19 protein-coding genes and 2 pseudogenes are annotated in these 18,673 nt (G+C 61.3%); 10 read left to right on the plus strand and 11 right to left on the minus strand.

Going from position 1 to position 18,673, the window contains the following annotated elements:
• The first annotated feature begins 21 nt into the window (after positions 1-21).
• The 3 genes from LQ220_RS14135 (at position 22) to LQ220_RS14145 (ending at position 3,957) form a co-directional block, all read left to right on the plus strand.
• Positions 22-1,062 (plus strand): alpha/beta hydrolase, encoded by a 1,041-nt coding sequence (locus LQ220_RS14135; protein ID WP_051767932.1) that lies wholly within the window; start codon positions 22-24, stop codon positions 1,060-1,062.
• 30 nt (positions 1,063-1,092) lie between these two features.
• Positions 1,093-2,877 (plus strand): monovalent cation:proton antiporter-2 (CPA2) family protein, encoded by a 1,785-nt coding sequence (locus LQ220_RS14140; protein WP_230188887.1) that lies wholly within the window; start codon positions 1,093-1,095, stop codon positions 2,875-2,877.
• Between the two features lie 69 nt (positions 2,878-2,946).
• Complete coding sequence (locus LQ220_RS14145) at positions 2,947-3,957, plus strand: hypothetical protein (RefSeq protein ID WP_125723805.1); 1,011 nt, start codon at positions 2,947-2,949, stop codon at positions 3,955-3,957.
• A gap of 98 nt (positions 3,958-4,055) precedes the next feature.
• Here the strand turns inward: LQ220_RS14145 and LQ220_RS14150 are convergent, their stop codons facing one another.
• On the minus strand, positions 4,056-4,943 hold the full coding sequence (locus tag LQ220_RS14150) for an AraC family transcriptional regulator (protein WP_230188888.1): 888 nt from the start codon (positions 4,941-4,943) through the stop codon (positions 4,056-4,058).
• 281 nt (positions 4,944-5,224) lie between these two features.
• On the opposite strand from LQ220_RS14150, the gene LQ220_RS14155 reads away from it, so the two are divergent.
• The gene (locus LQ220_RS14155) at positions 5,225-5,965 is read left to right on the plus strand and encodes an SDR family oxidoreductase (protein ID WP_230188889.1); all 741 of its coding nucleotides are present in this window, start codon (positions 5,225-5,227) and stop codon (positions 5,963-5,965) included.
• Positions 5,966-6,001: 36 nt separating this feature from the next.
• Here LQ220_RS14155 and LQ220_RS14160 read toward each other — a convergent pair whose 3' ends face one another.
• The 4 genes from LQ220_RS14160 to LQ220_RS14175 all read right to left on the minus strand — a co-directional run bounded on the left by LQ220_RS14160 (position 6,002) and on the right by LQ220_RS14175 (position 9,479).
• Positions 6,002-6,403, minus strand: coding sequence for a zinc-binding dehydrogenase (locus tag LQ220_RS14160; protein ID WP_082733607.1), 402 nt, complete (start codon positions 6,401-6,403; stop codon positions 6,002-6,004).
• 126 nt (positions 6,404-6,529) lie between these two features.
• Complete coding sequence (locus LQ220_RS14165) at positions 6,530-7,729, minus strand: tyrosine-type recombinase/integrase (RefSeq protein ID WP_066769777.1); 1,200 nt, start codon at positions 7,727-7,729, stop codon at positions 6,530-6,532.
• A gap of 219 nt (positions 7,730-7,948) precedes the next feature.
• Positions 7,949-8,884, minus strand: a complete 936-nt coding sequence (locus LQ220_RS14170; RefSeq protein ID WP_066769775.1) for a nucleotidyl transferase AbiEii/AbiGii toxin family protein — start codon at positions 8,882-8,884, stop codon at positions 7,949-7,951.
• Positions 8,871-9,479, minus strand: coding sequence for a hypothetical protein (locus LQ220_RS14175; RefSeq protein WP_066769803.1), 609 nt, complete (start codon positions 9,477-9,479; stop codon positions 8,871-8,873). Before LQ220_RS14175 ends, LQ220_RS14170 begins: the two co-directional genes overlap by 14 nt.
• 253 nt (positions 9,480-9,732) lie before the next feature.
• On the opposite strand from LQ220_RS14175, the gene LQ220_RS14180 reads away from it, so the two are divergent.
• Both LQ220_RS14180 and LQ220_RS14185 read left to right on the plus strand, forming a co-directional pair.
• Positions 9,733-9,996, plus strand: coding sequence for a hypothetical protein (locus LQ220_RS14180; RefSeq protein ID WP_230188890.1), 264 nt, complete (start codon positions 9,733-9,735; stop codon positions 9,994-9,996).
• A 78-nt stretch (positions 9,997-10,074) separates the two neighbouring features.
• A complete protein-coding gene (locus tag LQ220_RS14185; protein ID WP_066769770.1) occupies positions 10,075-10,971 on the plus strand; it encodes an abortive infection family protein in 897 nt (298 codons plus the stop codon).
• Here the strand turns inward: LQ220_RS14185 and LQ220_RS14190 are convergent.
• Positions 10,968-11,579 carry a hypothetical protein gene (locus LQ220_RS14190; RefSeq protein ID WP_066769767.1) on the minus strand — a complete coding sequence of 204 codons (612 nt, stop codon included), beginning with the start codon at positions 11,577-11,579 and terminating at the stop codon, positions 10,968-10,970. The genes LQ220_RS14185 and LQ220_RS14190 overlap by 4 nt on opposite strands.
• A 291-nt stretch (positions 11,580-11,870) precedes the next feature.
• Here LQ220_RS14190 and LQ220_RS25030 point away from each other — a divergent pair, with 291 nt between their 5' ends.
• Positions 11,871-12,041: an AtpZ/AtpI family protein gene (locus LQ220_RS25030; protein ID WP_331711466.1), complete on the plus strand. Its 171-nt coding sequence runs from the start codon at positions 11,871-11,873 to the stop codon at positions 12,039-12,041.
• A gap of 128 nt (positions 12,042-12,169) precedes the next feature.
• Here LQ220_RS25030 and LQ220_RS14200 read toward each other — a convergent pair whose 3' ends face one another.
• Positions 12,170-12,571, minus strand: a complete 402-nt coding sequence (locus tag LQ220_RS14200) for a DNA-binding protein (RefSeq protein ID WP_066769765.1) — start codon at positions 12,569-12,571, stop codon at positions 12,170-12,172.
• A 227-nt stretch (positions 12,572-12,798) separates the two neighbouring features.
• Between LQ220_RS14200 and LQ220_RS14205 the strand changes: the two genes are divergently transcribed.
• The 3 genes from LQ220_RS14205 to LQ220_RS14215 all read left to right on the plus strand — a co-directional run bounded on the left by LQ220_RS14205 (position 12,799) and on the right by LQ220_RS14215 (position 14,351).
• Positions 12,799-12,951, plus strand: a complete 153-nt coding sequence (locus LQ220_RS14205; RefSeq protein WP_156448168.1) for a hypothetical protein — start codon at positions 12,799-12,801, stop codon at positions 12,949-12,951.
• A 139-nt stretch (positions 12,952-13,090) separates the two neighbouring features.
• Positions 13,091-13,366, plus strand: a complete 276-nt coding sequence (locus LQ220_RS14210) for an HU family DNA-binding protein (RefSeq protein WP_066769761.1) — start codon at positions 13,091-13,093, stop codon at positions 13,364-13,366.
• Positions 13,367-13,442: 76 nt separating this feature from the next.
• On the plus strand, positions 13,443-14,351 hold the full coding sequence (locus LQ220_RS14215) for a hypothetical protein (protein WP_066769757.1): 909 nt from the start codon (positions 13,443-13,445) through the stop codon (positions 14,349-14,351).
• 31 nt (positions 14,352-14,382) lie between these two features.
• On the opposite strand, the gene LQ220_RS14220 is transcribed toward LQ220_RS14215, so the two are convergent.
• The 4 genes and pseudogenes from LQ220_RS14220 to LQ220_RS14235 form a co-directional block, all read right to left on the minus strand.
• Positions 14,383-15,306: a nucleotidyl transferase AbiEii/AbiGii toxin family protein gene (locus LQ220_RS14220; RefSeq protein ID WP_066769755.1), complete on the minus strand. Its 924-nt coding sequence runs from the start codon at positions 15,304-15,306 to the stop codon at positions 14,383-14,385.
• Positions 15,296-16,045 carry a type IV toxin-antitoxin system AbiEi family antitoxin gene (locus LQ220_RS14225; protein ID WP_230188891.1) on the minus strand — a complete coding sequence of 250 codons (750 nt, stop codon included), beginning with the start codon at positions 16,043-16,045 and terminating at the stop codon, positions 15,296-15,298. Before LQ220_RS14225 ends, LQ220_RS14220 begins: the two co-directional genes overlap by 11 nt.
• A 495-nt stretch (positions 16,046-16,540) precedes the next feature.
• A pseudogene (locus tag LQ220_RS14230) lies at positions 16,541-17,080 on the minus strand (conjugal transfer protein TraH); the annotation flags it as partial.
• A gap of 92 nt (positions 17,081-17,172) precedes the next feature.
• A pseudogene (locus tag LQ220_RS14235) lies at positions 17,173-18,672 on the minus strand (DUF5934 domain-containing protein); the annotation flags it as partial.
• Between the last annotated feature and the right edge of the window lies 1 nt (position 18,673).

An 18,673-nucleotide genomic window follows, 5' to 3' on the forward strand; every position in this document is an offset into this window, starting at 1 on the left:
CATCAAAGAGTTCGAGCACAGATGAACGATCCGAACTTCGGCGTAGCCGTACCGCAGCACACCGTCCCTTTCCCGTCCTCGATAAGCGACGCCGCTCGTGCCGCGCTGGAACGTCTTGTCCGCGCCGACGGGAGCGTGCTGAACGCGGCCTTCGTCGCGCCCAGCCCCGACGACCTTCAGGCATGGCTGCACGTCAAGACCCAGGTCGACGGCCAATATGCGGTGGCGGTGAATGCGCTGGCCGGACAATCCGGCTCGACCGTCGAAACGCTTACCGGGCATGGCGCAACGATCCATCTTGCTACGCCGCGAACGCTAACGGACGAAGGGCGCGCCTATATCGACTTCCATGGCGGCGCGCTGGTGTTTGGCGGCGGTGAGGCCTGCCGTGTGGGAGCGCAGATGCAGGCCGACCAAAATGGCGTGAAATGCTACGGCGTGGATTACCGAACCCCGCCCGAGCATCCCTTTCCCGCAGCGTTGGACGACGCCCTGTCGGCCTATCGCTACGTGCTTGAGCGCCACCGACCGGAAGACGTCGTCATCGGTGGACGTTCGGCAGGCGGCAATCTTGCGGCCGCGACCCTGCTCAGAGCGCGAGACGAGGGTTTGCCATTCCCGGCTGGGCTGGTGCTGCTGTCGCCGCAGGTCGATCTGACGGAGTCCGGCGATAGCTTCGAGACAAATTGGCTTGTGGATCTGGTGCTGCCTACGCGTCTGACGTCGAGCAACCTACTTTACGCGGCCGGGGCTGACCTTTCGCAGGCCCACATATCACCGCTATATGGTGACCTGAGTGGCTTTCCGCCCACATTTCTACAGTCGGGCACCCGCGACCTCTTTCTTTCCAACACAGTTCGTATGCACCGCGCGCTGCGCCGGGCGGGCGTGTCGGCCGAATTGCATATCTTCGAAGCGATGCCGCACGGGGGCTTCGGGGGCGGAACCCCGGAAGACCTTGAGCTCCAACACGAAATCAGCCGCTTCGTGCAACTGCGATGGCCGAAGCAGGATGCACAAGAAACAGCCCCGATTACGTCCGACGGGAGGAATCAAAATTGAGCCCATTCCGAAAGAACCCCGAGGGCGACCATGGCTGATGTAAGCCTTGGACAAACGATTGGGCCTGCCGTCGCATTGATGGGCGCGGCTGTCCTTGCGGTGCCGCTATTCAGGCGGCTCGGACTGGGATCAGTGCTCGGCTATTTCGGCGCCGGTGTATTGGTGGGGCCATCGGTGCTGGGTCTTTTCACCGATGCGCAATCCATCCTTCACTTCTCCGAACTTGGCGTGGTGATGTTTCTCTTCGTCATCGGGCTCGAACTGCGACCCTATAAATTATGGGCGATGCGCGGCCAGATCTTTGGGCTGGGGCTTGCGCAAGTCGCTGCCGCTATCGCCACCCTGGGATTGACCGGCGCGCTCCTCTTCGGCTTGCCGGGCCCTGTCGCATTCATCGCCGGGACTGGCTTCGTCCTCTCCTCGACAGCCGTCATCATGTCGGTGTTGCAGGATCGCGGAGAGATATCGGGGAGCGAGGGGCAGAAGTCTGTCGCGATCCTCCTCTTCGAGGATCTGATGATCGTTCCGCTCCTTGCGGTGGTCGGCTTTCTGTCACCCTTGTCTCACGGGGAGGCATCATGGGCGAATTTGCTGGTTGCAGTTGCCGCGTTGTTCGCGCTGCTCGGCATCTCGCGCTGGGCGCTTAATCCATTCTTCGCGCTCCTCGCCCGTGCGCGGACCCGCGAGGTCCTGACGGCGGGAGCACTGCTCGTTGTGCTCGGGGCAGCGTTGCTGATGGACGTCGCGGGCCTCTCGATGGCCATGGGCGCATTCCTCGCCGGCGTCATGCTGTCGAACTCGAGCTATCGCCATCAGATAGAAAGCGACATCGAGCCCTTTCGCGGCCTACTGATGGGGCTTTTCTTCCTAGCTGTCGGCATGTCCCTCGATCTCGCGATCGTTGCGGCCGAATGGCGGCTTCTGCTTGCCATGCTGGCTGCCTTCACGGTCGCCAAGGCCGTGGTCGTCTATGGAGTCGCGCGGCTTTTCGGCAGCTCCAATCACCAGGCGCTCCATCGCACCTCCATGTTCCTCCAGGGCGGTGAGTTTGCATTCGTCCTGTACACGGCTGCAACGGCCGGTGGCGTCATCGACTCACGACAGAATGCCGTCTTCGCCACCGTCGTCATCCTTTCGATGGCCTTGACCCCGCTGCTGATGATCGCGGCCGAGCGGGTCTTGCGGACGGAGACGTCGATGGACGGCGTCGATGATGCCCGTGACCTGAAAGGACGCGTGCTGATAATAGGCTTTGGACGGTTCGGGCAAATCGCCTCCCAACTGCTTCTGGCCCAGGGCGTTGACCTTTCAGTCATTGACAACGATCCAGATCGAATCCGTGACGCGGAGCGATATGGATTCAAGGTGTTCTTTGGAGACGGCGCGCGGCTCGATGTGCTGCATCATTCCGGCGCAGGCGGTGCCGATGTCATCATGGTCTGCATCGATGATCCCAAGGCTGCGATGCAGATCGTAGAGTTGGCGCAGCATGAGTTTCCGCAGGCGAAACTCCTGGTTCGAAGCCGCGACCGTGCGCATGCGGTGGAATTGATCCGGGCTGGCGTAGGCTATCAGGTCCGAGAGACAGTCGAGTCCGCCTATGTGATGGGCGCTGAAGGTCTGCGCGTGCTGGGCTTTCCCGAGGCTGAGATTGCTGACGTTGCTGAAGATATCCGCCGTCGCGACGATGAGCGCCTTTCCGAGCAGGTCCAGGGAGACGCCATGTCAGGAAGCGATCGGCTGCTCCTTCAGCCCCGGCCCGAACCGCTAGTGGGCACGCTCGCGCGCGAGTCCGGGAATGAACGAGTGTTGTAAGAGCCGGACGGCCACTCACGTGGAAAGTGAACCAGCCAACAATGCCGACGAACGAAAGCGACCAGAAAAATGCAATTGGAGATTAAAGCGGCCATCACTACTTCCGATGAGGGCCCTCAATCAGGATTATCGGCCAATCTGAAAGTCATCATGCGATGTAAAGCGATACAGCTGTCGCTCTTGGTAGCGTTGGTGACACCTCTATCTGCGACCGCCAATCCTCCAATCTCAACCAAATCAGACCGCGCTCCGGAAATGCGGCTGGCCGGCAAGACAGTTACACTGCCTCTTGTCATGGTCCGGGAGTTTCCCTTCATCGAGGGCGAGATCGCAGGTGTGAGGGGCAAGTTCATGCTCGACACCGGTATGCAGGATGCCCTTGTGATCAACGATCATCGGGTGCCGTTAGTTGGGGGAAGCAAGATAGGCACCGGTCATTTCGGCAGTGGCCAGACCTACGATGTGCGCCTCCATTCTGAGGTCCGGAAGATTCGTATCGGGGATATCGACTATCCGCGCGTAACCAGCGTGCGGAGCCAGGACGCGCGTATGCTCGAGAAGATCACGCCAGATTTTTTAGGCTGGATCGGCTACGGATTTTTCTCCAGCTACGCTATGAAACTTGATTATCAGCATTTAGAAGTTACCTTCTACGAAGAAGGTCCTGACAGATTTCTGGGTGGCGAAAAGCTCGTTGCAGCATTGCCGTTCGAAACCCGGAAGCTCCCCAACATCCCTTTGATACGGGCGCGTATCGGCGATGTGGATGCGATCGTCAGCCTGGACACCGGCATGTATGGGTCTCTGAATATCGGTGAGGAAAAAAGACGGCGCCTGCTTGACGGTGGTCAGCTAAGCTCAACGGAAAACCCGGACACATTCGACCTAGCGACTGTTCGGATTGCCGATAGGATCGACGTCAGCGCTCCGGGCATCGAGGTCGAAGAGGGCGCGTCGGCCAGCGCAGCGCCGGTTGGAATTACCGAAGATACAGAACTCGAACTCGGTTTTGTCTTCCTGCGGAATTTCAAGACTGTCTGGGACTACCGAGAGAAACAGCTCTACCTCCTTGCGCAATGATTTCTGACGGACGGCGAAATACGTGTCTCGACCGTCCCGTTGCACGCGAGGACCCGGGTTTCTCAGCATTTGTTCCTGCTGAACATCATCAGGTCAGGTCAGCGCTGCAGATCGATCAGCGGTGAGTTGCCGAACATGTTCTTGTATTCTCGGCTGAACTGGGCCGGGCTTTGATAGCCCACCTCGAATGCAACACGCGCCACATTGGTGCTGCCAGCCACAAGCAACTTTCTAGCTTCGAGAAGGCGCATTTGACGCTGAAAGGCGAGCGGGCTGTATCCGGTAACAGCCTTGAAGTGCCTATGAAATGAAGTCACGCTCATGCCTGCGCTTGCTGCCAATTCCTGGATGATCACTGGTTCGTCGTTATGGGCGCCTAGCCAGTCTGCGGCCGCCTTGATTTGCCGAACACGATCGTTCCGCTCCACGATCTGACGTAGCGTACCGCCCATCGCGCTTTGCAGGAGACGATAATAGAGTTCGCTTTCGTAGAGTGGCGCGAGCACCCCTATGTCGTCAGGCGCGTTCACAAGGCCGACGAGTTGCGTGAACGCTTCGCCGACCACGCCACCCAGATCGCCCGCCGCTACCGCGCATGTCCATCGCTCCTGATGTTTAGGCATGTCGAGTACGACCCTTGTGAGCCTATCGACGTCCAGATGGAGGCTGATGCCGACATACGGAGCATCCGGCGTCGCGCCAATGAGCTGATGAGAATAGGGCAGCCCAAAGGATGACGCAGCGCAGTCGCCGGCCGACATCTCGAAACGGTTGGCGCCCATCGTCAGGACTTTTGCGCCACGCGCGACGGCATAGAACATAGGCTCAAATACCGCCGCTGTGGGGGGCGTGACACTCGTGCTCGTCCATAGCGTCAAGCGTGGAACAGGTGTTGCCTGCCCAACAAGCGCGCCACGCGGAGCAATATGGGGTGCGATATCGTCAAGCAGGCGGCGGGTCGCAATCTCGAGATCAAACATACCCATTAGTTAGTCACTTGGTAGGATCAGGCAAGAGTAAGGTAGTATCGGGAATGCCGTTTCCTTGTCGCTGACCTATCTCAAGGACGGAAGGAAATGCGAAGCGATGACGAGGCTCCGAACCAAATTGCCGACGCCAATCGTGCACTTGCGCGAGGCGGACGTGACGGGCGGCGATAGCTTTCACACAACATGACGAGCTGAGACTGAGCTGCACACTGCTCGCGCCTTGCATCATACGGACTCGCGCCACCGGCAGCGTCAAAATGGTAGAAAAGGACAAATATATGATCGATCTGAATGGAAAACGTGCGTTGGTTACGGGAGCTTCGCGAGGCATCGGAGCCGCGATCGCGCTGGCGCTGGACGAAAGCGGCGCGGACATCGCGTTCACCTACCAGCACGCCGCCGAAAAGGCTGACGAGGTTGCTCAAGCTATACATGGTGTCGGACGTCGCGCGGTCGCCATACAGGCCGATAGCGCAGACCCGGATGCGATCACGCGCGCCGTGAGCGAGGCCGTCTCGGCGCTCGGTGGTCTTGATATTCTCGTCAATAGCGCGGCGATCGGCCATTCCGGTCTGATCGCCGACCTCGATGTGGCCGAGTATCAGAAGCTGATGGACGTCAACGTGCGAGCACCAGTGCTATTCGCGAAGGCCGCCATTCCGCATCTCTCCGCTCGGGGGCGCATAATCTCGATTGGGTCGGGGCTCGGCGAACGCGTCCCATTCCCGGGCGTAACGGCCTATGCGATGTCAAAGGCCGCGCTTACGTCCTTCACTCGCGGGTTGTCACGTGAACTCGGGCCGCAGGGCATCACCGTGAACCTCGTGCAGCCCGGATCTGTGGATACTGACGCGAACCCCGCAGACGGCCCGGCGGCAGATTTCCAACGGAGTTTGACGTCTCTGGGCCGCTTCGCCAAGCCGAGTGAAATCGCGAATGCGGTCGTGTTTCTAGCAAGTCCTGCGGCGAGTGTAATTACAGGCACCACCTTGACCGCCGACGCGGGCGCGATCGCCTGACAGCAGGCGCTCGGTAGCGGTTGGGCGAAATCGGCGTCAGGGGATCAGCACGATGCGGCCGAGGACCTTGTTGTCCTCGGCATACCGATGGGCGGCCCCTGCCTCGGCGAGCGGAAACCTTCTGTCGATTGGCACGGTGAGACTGCCTTTCGCAACGTCGGCGAGCATCATGTCGATGGTTTGGCGCACCGCTGCACGTGACAGGACGGTTCTCATGAATACGCCGATGACCGTTTGATTTCGCTGCACCGCTGGCCAAAAATCCACTGTCAGAGCCTCGCCGCCGGCATTGCCCACGGACACCAAGACTCCTTCGTCGCGGAGCGCGGCGAGGGATGTCGCTAGGGTGGAACCCACCGGATCGACGATGAGGTCAACGCCTCGGCCGCCGGTGAGGTCACGGACCACGTCCACGACCGATTCGACGTTATGGTCGATCTAAGACAGCTGGCCCCTAGAACGCTCCCCGGACGATCTCTGACACTATGACGACGATCCCACGCCGCGGATCAGCCCGTCGCGCGGCAGCTCGCCTCATGTCTTCGACGTGGAGAAGCTGTCCTTTCAACCACGGACGCGAGACAGGACGCGGGCGGCAACATTGCTACGGACAGCAAGTTTTCGGCCGTAGCGCAGCGCGGTTGCCGGCGAACTCCAGCGTAGGGCCTGCGCAATGCCGACGCCATCCTCCCCCGCTGCAAACAGGTCCTGGGTCAGGCCGACACGCAGAGAGTGGGTGGACAGGGCCTGGATCGCGTCATGCAGCTTGCCCGCCGGCAGCGTCACCAGTCCCTTGTCGTAGGCGGCCAGCGCGATACGGCGGTAGATGCCGTTGACGCCTTGCCGGGTAAGCGATGCTGTCCCGACGGAATAAGTCGTTCGCGCCAGAGCAGTTTCCGGTTCTGCCTGCTGCGCGCGCCGTCTATCGACGCCGACCCGGCGGAAAAGCGGTCCTTCCTTGATGTCGCTTGCCTCCTCCCAGGCGTGAACCCGCCGCATGGTTTCGGCCGAGAGCCACGCCCAGGCGCCTTCGCCATCCTGGTCGGTCTTCGAGAAGGGGATGAACAGCGTCGCCGAGCCATCCTCCTGCTGATCGATTTGCAGACGTTCCACCACGGTGAGTTCGCTGACCCGCAGGCCCGCATCATAGCCCAGCGAGAGCAGGGCGGCATCTCGCAACCCCTGCAAATCGCCGCCACAGGCGTCGAGCAGTGCGGCGAGGGTGAAACCCTTGGTGACATGGGTATCCAGCGCCTTGCCCAGCCGCAAGGGGGCTGCCTGGCGCTGTCGAGCGCCCCGGCGCCGGCGGACGGCCTTGAGCGCCGCGCGCACCATCGGCGCGTCGGTAGGCGCGGTATCGCCCGCCAATCCCATCATGCGGTGTACAGAGCCGAGGCTCGCGATGCGGCGCGCGAGCGTCGCGGGCTTTTTGCCCTTGGCGTCGAGCGCATTCACATAGCGCACCATATCTTCGGGATCGGCCGGCAGCGGTGTCCGATTTTCCTCGCCGCACCAGTCGCGCCAGCAATCGAGATCGGCGGCGATTGCCGCTTTGGTCGCGTCAGCCATGGCCGCCAGCGTCGTCTCGAGCCCGAGCTGGCTGATCGCTGGCAGATCGGTTGGCACGATGCCGCCGATCGTGCGCAAGAGCCGGGTATCGACGGTTTCGGCGTCCGCGTTCCGCGAGCGCGTCGGCAGGGCTGCGTCGCCGGTCTTGACGACGATGATTTCCGCATTGGAGCCGTTGGTGGGCTTTTCGGACATCGCTTGCTACGAGCCCACGCGCCGGGCGTTATGACTATGCGGCACAAGACGCGGCACCGCTGTGCCGCGTGGTTTTTCCGAGATTGTTGTCATCTGAGGAATTGCCCCTTCCCTGCCGATTTCGCGGTGATATACTTACCATAACGATCAATTATGGTAAGTGAGAAAATTGCGCGGGGAGGGGTCTTTTACTGGCGACGGTCGAGCCTGAAATTCGCGCTAAAGTCGAGCGGCGTGCTCGACGATCCTCGCTAGGATGTCGCCGAAGGGCGGTTGCCCGCGATAATAGAGCGCGCGAGTAGTTTCATATGCCCGTTGGAACAGCTCGCGGGTTTCCCGGTCTTCGAGATGAAAGGCTGAGTTTTCGGCGATGTTCCCGTTGTCGGCCGCCGGGAAACGGGCCTCCTTGTGTGCGATATATTCCGGCGAACCAATGAACGCCTGGACGTCGGGGGCCGCTAACAAGCAATAGACGTCATAATAGTGGCGCAGGAAATTCTGCGGCATGCTGCCGTCTTCGAGATGTTTGCGATACTTCGTCGAAATCGTCTGCAGCTTCTCGACGAGCGTGTATCCGGGTTCGTAGCAGGGCACGTCGACGGCGCGGTTGTCGATCAATCCCTTCAAGCCGGATGCAACAGCCCTGTCATAGGCCCATGAACTGATCAGGCAGGGCCGGTTTGGCGCCACCTGATCGAAGCCGGCTTCAAGCAAGATGCCAGTCTTCACGCCCTCCGGCAGCGGATAGGCACTGGGGTAATGAAGACGAATTCCGGCGCTGCGCATCCGGCTGTCGTCGAATGCCTGATCGCGTTCTGCGCCTTCGAAACCGGCAATCGCAAGCTTCGGCACCAGGCCATCATAGAAGGCCCGTCGCGCGTCCACATGGATCAGTTTGTTCTGGTTCTTGCCTGTCGGCAGGTCGCCGTCCGGGTGGATCAGAATGTCGAGATCTTCCGAAAAACGATGAATCAGGCCGTAGCCCTTGGACAGGGAGGTGCCGCCCTTGAGCTCGAAGGCGAAGCCCAACTGCTGCAGCCCCCATAGGCCGTGCATGATCCAATAGTCTTTCTCGACGAGACCGGGATCGATCGCCTGGTCGCGCGCAACCACCGCGAGGAGGTCGGAAAAGTCCTTGCTGTCATGCAGGAGCATGGAAGGCCGCAGCAGCTTGAGCCGGTCGCAGGACGGGCGCGAGAAGCCGTTCAGCGCGAGCCGAACCGTACTCCTTCACCGCGCGCGTGAGCCGCCCGCGGTCCATCTCCCCTGCCCTGGCAAGAGCACGGGGAAGGATTGCCGCCTTGTCCTCCGGGAGCCGGTCGATGTTATGCAGGAGATCGACAAGCAGGACTTCCTTGGAAAGCCGCCTGGGAACCGAAGACCGCATACGAAAGTCGTACGTTCGTCCATCCAGTTTGAACCGACCATGGCGCTTACGATTATAGACTACGGGCTCGTTGTGGAGTTGGGTCATGCCCACGCCAAGCCCGTTGAATGCGTTTGGAGAGACCAGCAGGAACCGATCATCGCCGAGAAATGTCTCGACCAGCTTTTCAGGCTTTGCGGGCGCGACACCGAACCGGGTCTTGCGCGGCGCCATATAGACGCCCGCCGACACCTTCTCGAGCCGCCCTTCATCGACAAGCTGACGCACATGGCGGTCGACCGCGTTCGACCAGCGCGCCAGATCCTTGCGGCGGTAAACCTGACCTGGACGCAGGTGGCGCTTGAGTTGCGCAAGGGCGGACATGCTTCCTGTTTCCATGCGTGGCAGATATGCTTCCGGCTTGGATTTTGCAACTAATCTCATTAAAAATTCATGCAAAGAACCCACGATCCGACCGCGCCTCTATCCCTCGAAGTCGGCCGTGTGTGCCCCGCACATACTGCTGCTGCCGGTTCTCGCTGGTCGCGATACTCAGGTGAAGTGCGGCTCGGACCGCACCGACAGTGCATGATCGCCGCTACCTTGCGCTAAGGGAGCGACCGGATAACATGTTGGAATGGCAAAGGTGGCAAGCTTGGTGTTGGCGACGGTGACCGCTCTTTATGGCGCGAAGCTCTCCGCACATGAACTCGCGGCATTAATCGCTGATCCTAGCAGCGCGACCAACTTCAGCGCTGCCGCTTTCTCCTTTTTCTCCGAGGTCGATCCAGCTCTGCAACGGGAGTTCGTCGAGAAAATGGGCATTGATGTTGGGAGAGTCCGAGCGGTCGCGCGGCAGTTTTCTCAACTGTCGGGCTACACGCTTGCGCTGGCCACCTGAAGTGATCGCGCTCAGCCATGTGGCCGCTGCCTGGATGGACGGAAAGCAATCGGTCCTTGCTCTCCCGGCAACCAAACCATGAGCGACAAATTCTCTGCCTTTGTCATCAAGGCGCTGGTCGATACGATCACGGGCGGCGCCGGCAACGATAACAACCCGGCGATCGGAATCTATCGGTCGGGCCCGAAGATCGAACAATTCTTCCTCGATTGCGGCCTCGACATGCGTATCGGCGCGAGCTCTCGCGTGCCCGCGACGACGGATTTCCTGCGTCAGACCGCCAATCACTATGACGGCCAGAGCGATGTCTACATCACGCGCATCATCGAGAAGGTCTGCGATCCGCGCGAATATCTTACAGAACCCGATAAGGCGACCGCAGTTCGCGAGCATCTCAACAAAGCGCTCGCCGCAGACGAGCTGGCGGTGGTCATCGTCGGCGGCAAAGCGGTACTGACCAGACGCCAGAGCTCCGGGACGATCGTCGAACCCTTCATTCAGAAAGTCCAAACACTGGACTTCGACACGGTGCAGATGGAGATAGCGCGCGCCCTCCCCAATCTCCAGGATGACCCCGAAGATGCAGTAACCGCCGCATGCTCACTCATCGAGGCTGTCTGCAGATCCATCCTCATCGAGCTCGGGCTGCCGCTGCCGCCCCGAAAGGATATCGACGGCCTTATCCGCGCCGTCCAGGAGCCGCTGAACCTGTCGCCGGGGCGCAGCGACCTGCCCGCCGCAGTGGAAGCAGACGTCCGCCAGATCCTGAGCGGCCTGACATCGGTTGCAAAAGGCATCGGTGCGCTACGAACGCATGGTGGTGACGCTCACGGGCGTGAAAAGGGCTTCCGGCGGATTGACCCGCGCATCGCGCGTCTCGCGATCAACGCCGCCAGTTCGCTGGCCCTGTTCCTGATCGAGACATGGGAGCGCCAGGAAAAGCGCGCTCTGCCGCAGCACGCACCGGGGATTTAGCCTGAGGCGCGCGCTGCCTCTGCCCGGGGCTGCCCATGCGCGCCGCGGACATAGGGTTGCCGTCGATGTTCGCTGGTGGCGATGCCTGGGTGAAGCGCGGTTCGGACCGCCTCGGTCACGGTGTAGACCGCATGACGCTGAGCGCCGCGGTTTTCATGATCGACGAAGAACCCCTGGTAGTGCCGCGTGATCAGCCCGGCCCTCACCAGCTCCGACACCGCCCGGCTGATTGCCGTCATGCCGGTTTCGCGGACACGCTCACTGACTTCCGCCTCGACCAGGCGGTCGGCCTCGGTCGGATCACCTGGCAACTCTCCCCGGCCGACGAGCGCAGTTCGGACCTTGTCGGCGGTCGCGCGGCGCTGATGATGACGCGCGCCGCTGGGTGCGATCGTCGCGGCCAGCCATTCACGGATCGGCACAAGTGCTTCGCCTTCGCGAACGAGCGGTCCCGCCTGCCCGTTGGCCCGCGCAACCCGCGCGATCAGGTCAAGCACCATAAAGGTATAGCGCGGCCGCGCCGAGTGCTCGGCGATAATGCGTACGATGTCGGGCATGCCCGTCGTCCGCTGGGGCGTCGCCGCCGCGAAGAGGTCCTGCTGGATCATGGAACGAATCAAGCACAAAGCTGGACTCTTGTGAATCCCCCAAATGCTCATGGAGACGGCAGACGGCACTTTTGCCATCCGTGTCACTTCACCCCTCCCCGTCATTTTTCTCGTCTTCACACCATGCTAGACCCGCCCCATGAGCAAAGATGAATCAGACCCCGATCTTATCGGGGAGGATCCCCGATTGGATGGCCTAAAGGATCGCCTCGCGGCGGCTCATACCGCCGAAGAGGAACGAACCCACCCTGCCCTACAGGTGCCGATGCCAGCTACAGCCTCGGTAATCGCGTGCTGGCCGAACTCCTTGGCGGCGTTGCCGGCGGTGCCCTGCTCGGCTGGATCAACGACAGGTTTGCAGGCACCGGTCCCCGGGGCCTGCTCATCGTAATTGCCCTCGGTATCGTCGCGGCCTTGGTCAACATCATCCGCATATCGAACCGCAAACCTGACGGATCGTGATGTTTGCCACCTACGTCACTTTACCTGGCGAGAGGTAAAGTGACACAGTTGGCACTAAAGCAAAGGCGGTGGCGTGCCGTAGTTCGCGAACGGGTTCGATCATTGTGAACCGCTGCCGTCATGCGGCTTCACGGCTGGGGATAGTTCGTTCGGACGTATTCATTCGCGGCTTCGACCGTGGCGAAGGTGCCTACCGTCACCATGTTTTCGTCGGGCCGCTGCGACATCTTTAGAAGCAGAATTTGCCCATTCTGAGGGCTCAAAACTGGCCGTTCGCGGACGCGCAGCCAATCAGCCTGTTTGGCCTCGGCCAGCGCGCAAGCCGCGTCGTAGTCATCGGCCACGCCAAGATGCGTAGACCGATCCCAGGCCCCACCGTTCAAGCATCGAACAGCAATACGGCCGTCGGCCATCGTCACCCCGAAAGGGCGATCCCACCATGCATCTAATTGGGCCTTGCTGCGCCGTTCGTTCGGCGTGGAGTCGAATAACTTCGGCAGCTTGGGGTCGAGCGGAATTCGGTTTGCCATACGTGCCCCTTACAGCATGGGAGCAGCACTAATAAAGCGCTGCGGAACACTCGATCAGCCGGCGCCGGTCTATGGCGAACGGCACCACAACGACAAATCGAAGACTTCGGAGAAGGCCTTGTAGGCACTGGCCTCCGTATGGAATGCGACTCCGGTCACATTGATGGTATAGTTTTCGGACAGCTCACAGAGATGGAACATCGACAGTTGGATTGCCGGAGACCAGCATGGCGGATTTCAGTCTCAAATATTACAAGCAGCGCGCCACGGGTGAATATCGTGCGGCCGCGCGGTCGACTTGTAGCGAGCGCATTCTCGCGCACCGGCAGATGGCGCGCCGTTTTGCCGAAAAGGCCCGAAAGGTCCGCCAGGCAGGCTAACGCATTCGCCTATCGTGTCATGAGCCGGTCTGCTGACCGCAGGGCCGACATTTTCATGCAGCACTGGTACGCCGATGGCGCAGGCCTATTCAGGCAGCTATACAGGGCCCGACTTCCACTGTGATGAAGGATCATCCGAATGAACAATAGTGAGCTTGCTGAAACCCTTGCCAGCCAGACCGGCACAACCAAAGCGGACGCCCGCAAGGCGGTCGACCTCGTCTTCGCGGCAATCGCGGATGCGGCCGCCAAGGGAGAGGAAGTGAGCCTCAACGGGTTTGGGAAGTTCAAAGTCAAGGACGTGCCCGCGCGCGACGGCCGTAACCCGGCCACCCGCGAAACCATCAAGATTCCGGCGTCCAGGAAGCTCACCTTCACTGTGGCGAAAGCCGTCAAAGACAAGCTCAACGGCTAGTCGAGGTTGACGCCTCGAGCCCCTGAGGACCGAGGCGTCGCCCCCTACCCTGCCTTGATGGTCGGCCCGGCACCAAATGAGCGATAACGACGAACTGACTGCGCTCATTCGCGATACATTCTCCCGCATCTGGCCAAGCGGCGATCCCGACATCGCGAACTATCTGACGCCAATGGTGGCGAGGTTCGCGCAGTCGGATTGCCGCGACAGCCATTTCCTCGACGAGTTCGGGAGCGGCGATCTCGGCAAGGTGGCGAGCCGGATCTGGGAAGCGATGCTCTATGGACGCTTTCAGGACCTCGGCTGGAACATGGCCAGCGAGGACAAGGGCCCCGACTTCATGGTCGATGGCCGGATCTATATCGAGGCGGTAGCCGCACAGCCGGGCGACGCCGCCAAGGGTGGCTTGCCGCAGGAGTGGCAGGATGGGGGCACCAGTGCCGCTGGGATGGTTCCCACCGACCAGATGCTCCTGCGCTGGACGTCCGTCATCAAAGCCAAGCGTGATGGCTATCTCAAATGCCAGGAACGGGAGGCGGTCGATCCGAACCTCCCGTTCGTGATCGCCGTGAACGCCTGCCGGCTGGGAGGCGATACCCACGGCATTGGGGGCGCCCCGCTCGCGGCCATGGCTGTGCTCCCCTTCGGCAGCCCGCAGGCCCATGTCGACGTGCATACAGGTCAGCCGCTCGGTGGCTGGCACCTCTCATGGCAAGACACCGTGCTCAAGGCCAACGGGGAAGAGATTCCCACCGACAGCTTCCTCCAGGAGGACTATCGCTGCGTCAGCGCGATCGTCGGCTGCTCGGGCTTCTACGTCTTTCCCGATGACCGCGACAAATTCTGTGGCCAACCGCCATATTATGTCATTCACAATCCACTCACCACCAGTCCCCTCCCCCAGCCTTGGCTCCCCGGTGCGATTGAATACGCCGTCACTGCCCATGAAGCGCACCGCCTTCAATTGGACCAACTGCCGGCCTAGCTGCGCCCTGTTCACGACCGAGATGGGTTGGTTACGAAAGCGCCGCTTCCAGCGCTGCCAGACCCGCCTGATGCCTCTTGGGCTGCGCGTCTCTGAACCGATGGATGTTCATCAATTTGAACTGCGGCGCTGGAAGCTCACGGATCGCGGGCAACGGGAAGCTTTCCCACTCCGGATCCCCAGCCTCGAAGCTTGTGAGAAACCGTCGATCAGCGGCGTCCAGCGAGGCGTGAAGCGTCTGCACAAGGCGCTTGAGCGTTTCGACATGATCCTCGTAGGTGAATGGCTCGAAGGGCATTCCTTCGAACTGAGCCTTGAATGTGGCGCTTTGGTCCTTTCGGCTCGGGCTGATCAGCTCAGCGACCGGGCGCCCGTGGCTTACGAGAGCTGCGACGACGCCATGACGAACCTCGTCAACGAGCCCTTCCCCGTCCAGCAGGCGCTTCACATCGAACAGATCGCGCGGGTGCTGCCGGTCGAGCGCGGCACAAATCTTCCCACCGAAAAGCTCGCCGTGCGAGAGGCATCGCGCCTCGACGAATGCCTCAAATCTCTCCTGCACCTGGTCCGAACATGGCAAGTCGCGGAGGGGAAGGAGATGGCCGCGCAGGGTGGGATTGACCTCCACCTTGATCTGGGTCTTGCCGCGCTGGCAGTTGAGCTTGACCTCCATCCCTTCCTGGCCCTGGCGTGTCTGGGTCACGCGGGTCGGTGGCAGGCGGCGTTCGATGTCCGCCTTGATCCGGGCGAGAGCCTCACTGATCGCGCGCAAGGATTGGGTCCGGTCGTGGATCGGTAGGTAGGTCAGATCGATGTCGACCGAGAGGCGCGGAAGATCCCATTCGAACAGGTTGATGGCGGTGCCGCCCTTCAGCGCGAAGACGGGATCGGCCATGACCAGCGGCAGGACATCCAGCAGGAGCCGGACCTGATCGCGATATTGGTCAGTTGCCACCCGAGACGAGCTCCTTGGGCAGGAGCAGCCGGTATTTCGGGACATAGCGCCCCATTTTCACAAGGCTGCGATCACCCGAACCGAGGTCTATCTGCTCCACCTTCAGATGGCGCATGACGGCGAGATCCGCTCGCTCCGCAAGATAGAGGAACAGCCGCCGGACCTTCACCGACGTGCACGCCTCGAGCAGCGATTGCATGAGCTTGGGACGGAGCGACGTCATGCCTTCGACGATCTGGCCGGCCTCGACGAGATCGAATTCCTTGGGTGCAAGGTGCAGCAGCTCCAGGATGGCCCGTTCGGGCGTCGCCGTGGTCAATGGATAGCCTTCCGGGCTTCGCTGCTCGGTGAGGCCGAGGTCATTCGGCAGCAGCTTGCTTTGCATGTGCCGAACCTCTTCCCCCCAATGCGTCTGGAACCAGGCCGGCAGGACGATATGCAGCGGAGAGAAGAGATAGGCCTTGCTCTCTCCGAAGCGCAGATAGTGGCTGTTGCCCGTCATCTCGAGGGCCGTCAGGGCTCCCACATGGACCGGGAGCTTGAGTTGCGATTGAACGCTGTATAGCGCGCCCTGCCAGGTCACGGTTTCCATGGGGCGCTTGAAAGCACCGCGGCCAAGCGAGACCAGCCACTGTGAGGCGGTATAGTTCTGCAGATCCTGCGCCGTCAGCCCGAGCGCCTTGAGATGCGGGCTGGTCGCCACGGTGTGCGGCTCCCAAGCGTCGAGCAACGACTTCAATTTATCGGTTCGAGCTACCTTCATGGCATATCTTTGGCATAAATTCCAAGGTTCCTCAATCCCTCGGAATTTCAGTCCGAATATGCCAGGGATATATGCCAGGCAGATTTTTCAATGCTGGGCTCCATGGCTTAGATGAACGCCGGCGCTATCCAAAAAATGGGAGCCGAGGACTCCTATCCAGTCTATGCCTCTGGCATTGCCCTGCGCATAAATGCATCGAATAGCGGAACGGTGAACGCGGTTTGCCCGTATCCCGGCGTGTAGATCATCCCTTTTGCCACGAGTGAGGCCCGCACAGGTCCGAAAGACGACGCTTTGCGCTGCAAATGGTCCGCGATCGCGGTCGAACTGTAGGGTCCTGGACCAAGGTCTGCCATAGCCCTCAAATAGCGCTTCTCGGAGGGCGTAAGGCGATCAAATCGGACACGAAAGAAGCTGTCATCCAGCGCCGATATTGCTGCGGGATGTGCGACGGCGACATCGTTTGCCGTAAGCCGCCCAGTCAGAGAACACGCCCTGACTATTTCCGACCGCCTCGCAGATCGTCGCACGCGTCGTCTCCATCTGCGGCCAAATGCCGCCGACCAGCGCCTGCGCGGTCTCGCAGCTCGAGATGTTCATCTGGTTGAGGAGCTGTGCCTTCTGGCTGAACTCATCCATGACCTTGCCGATCTCGGGCGATACGGAATCGATGGCGAGCTTGAAGGCGAAGCCGAGCGCATTGTTCGCTGTGGCCTTCAACATGGCCACGATCTCGGAGGCGTTGATGAACGAGAAGCTGCCCGAGAACAGGTCGATGCCGCCGCAGCCCGCCCGGGCGCTGGGAAGCTGAAGATTGAACGGTTGCACGCTTTTCTGCGGAAAACGCGTCCAGACATTGCCGAGCGAATAGTAGCCGGCGGATTGTCCCTGGAAGGCCGAAGGGCCGGTGACATTGGCCGCCCCGCCCGCGTCCGAGAAAAAGTTGTTCATCTCGGAGGCGACGTCGGCGCGCGCCACGCCTACAATCGCGAAATTGAGCGCGGCGATCATCGCCATCGAGGCGCCCGCCGAACGGAGGATGAGCCCTGCAGAGAGGATGACATGGGCCACGGCGAAGACTGTCTTGAAGGACGCGACGCGGGGCACAGCGACGCGCACAGTTCCTGAAGCGTCACCGACTTGCCCGACCCGGACTTGCCGACGACGGCGACATTATGGTTCCCCGCCTTGTTCTCGAAGGGACTCCAGAAATAGGGCTGGCCGCGCCGCCCGATCAGCATCAGATGCGGAACCTGGCTTCCCAGAAACTCACCTTGGATCGGGGCGAGATTGGCGGCCGTCGTGGTGAGCAGCGTGCGCATCCGTTTCATGCGCTCAAGGTCGCGCGAAAGCCCATTCGCCATCGTCATGGGCATCGCGCACAGCAGCCCCATGATCTGCAGATATCGATCGTCGAGGAGGTCCCAGCCCGCAGCCCGGTAGACCGACTTCAGCACCCGCTCGTTGGCATCACCCCTGCCCTTGGGCGAGAAAGAGGTGACGCTGAAGAACACCCGAACAAGTTTGCGGCCCTGGCGGATTTCGTCGTTCACATAGCGCCATTCCTGGCTCTGGTCCTTGAGCTGCGGGAGGAAGCGTGACGACTTGGAATCGGCGAGGCTCGTCGTCCGCATGAACTTGAAGCTCGCCTTGTTGCTCGCAGCCATGGGATCGGGGAATTCGACGCAGAGATTGGTCGCGATCGGGCACGGCATGCGCAGCTTGTCGGTGAACATGTCGCCGATCAGGCGGGCGACATCCCAGGGCGCCCAGCGCGCCGGCAGGTTGCGGACCGAAAAGGAGCGGACGTCGAAGACGTCGGGCAGGATCTCGCCAATCTCTGGTGCTTCGTCGATCGTCTTGCCAGTGGGGCGGAAGCGCTCGGTCCGCAGCAGCATGCGGTCGGGCTCGACATGCAGCTCGACGTCGCGGCGGATGGCCTGGTCGGCGATGGGATCAAGCGGATTGTAGCTGACGACATCCTCGCCGGCCGCGGTTGTCGGCGAGGTGATGTCGTCGATCCAGGCGATCAGCGCAGGCGGGTCCATCTTGCGCGCCGAGACATTGATCGACGCCAGCGCCGAGATGAGGCCGTCCATGACCGCGACGATCTCCTCGGTCGTGACGCTCGAGGTTTCGGGCGTCGAATAGGAGATCGCGACCCGGTGGTTGCGCAGAGAAAAGGGCGCGTCGGCCGACAGTGACTTCCAGACCCCGTCGGTCAGAAAATCGACCCTGTGCTTGGCCATGCGCTCATAGACGCCGCGCGCCGAGTAGCGCGGCAGATACCATTTCGAGAGGCGCTCGCCGATCCGCGGGCTCATCCATTGGTGGAACTGCAGGCAGCCGGGCGCGGGGATCGCTTCCGACAGGAATTGCGTGAGAATCTCACCCGTCCGCTCATCAGCACCAACGAGCGGCGCCGCCTCGATCACGAAGCCCCGAGAGGCGCTGTTGTAAAAGATCCCGGTCTTGGGATCATAGCTTCGATAGGGCAGCCAGTGCGCGAGCATCGGGACACCGAGTTCCGGCCGTTCGGCGTCAGGCCGCTTGGCGTCGCCAAGTATCCCGGAAAGCAGGCTTTCGAAGACGCCCCCCGCCATC

The organism is Sphingobium sp. CECT 9361 (assembly GCF_918741285.1).
In the GTDB taxonomy this organism is placed as follows: Bacteria; Pseudomonadota; Alphaproteobacteria; order Sphingomonadales; family Sphingomonadaceae; genus Sphingobium.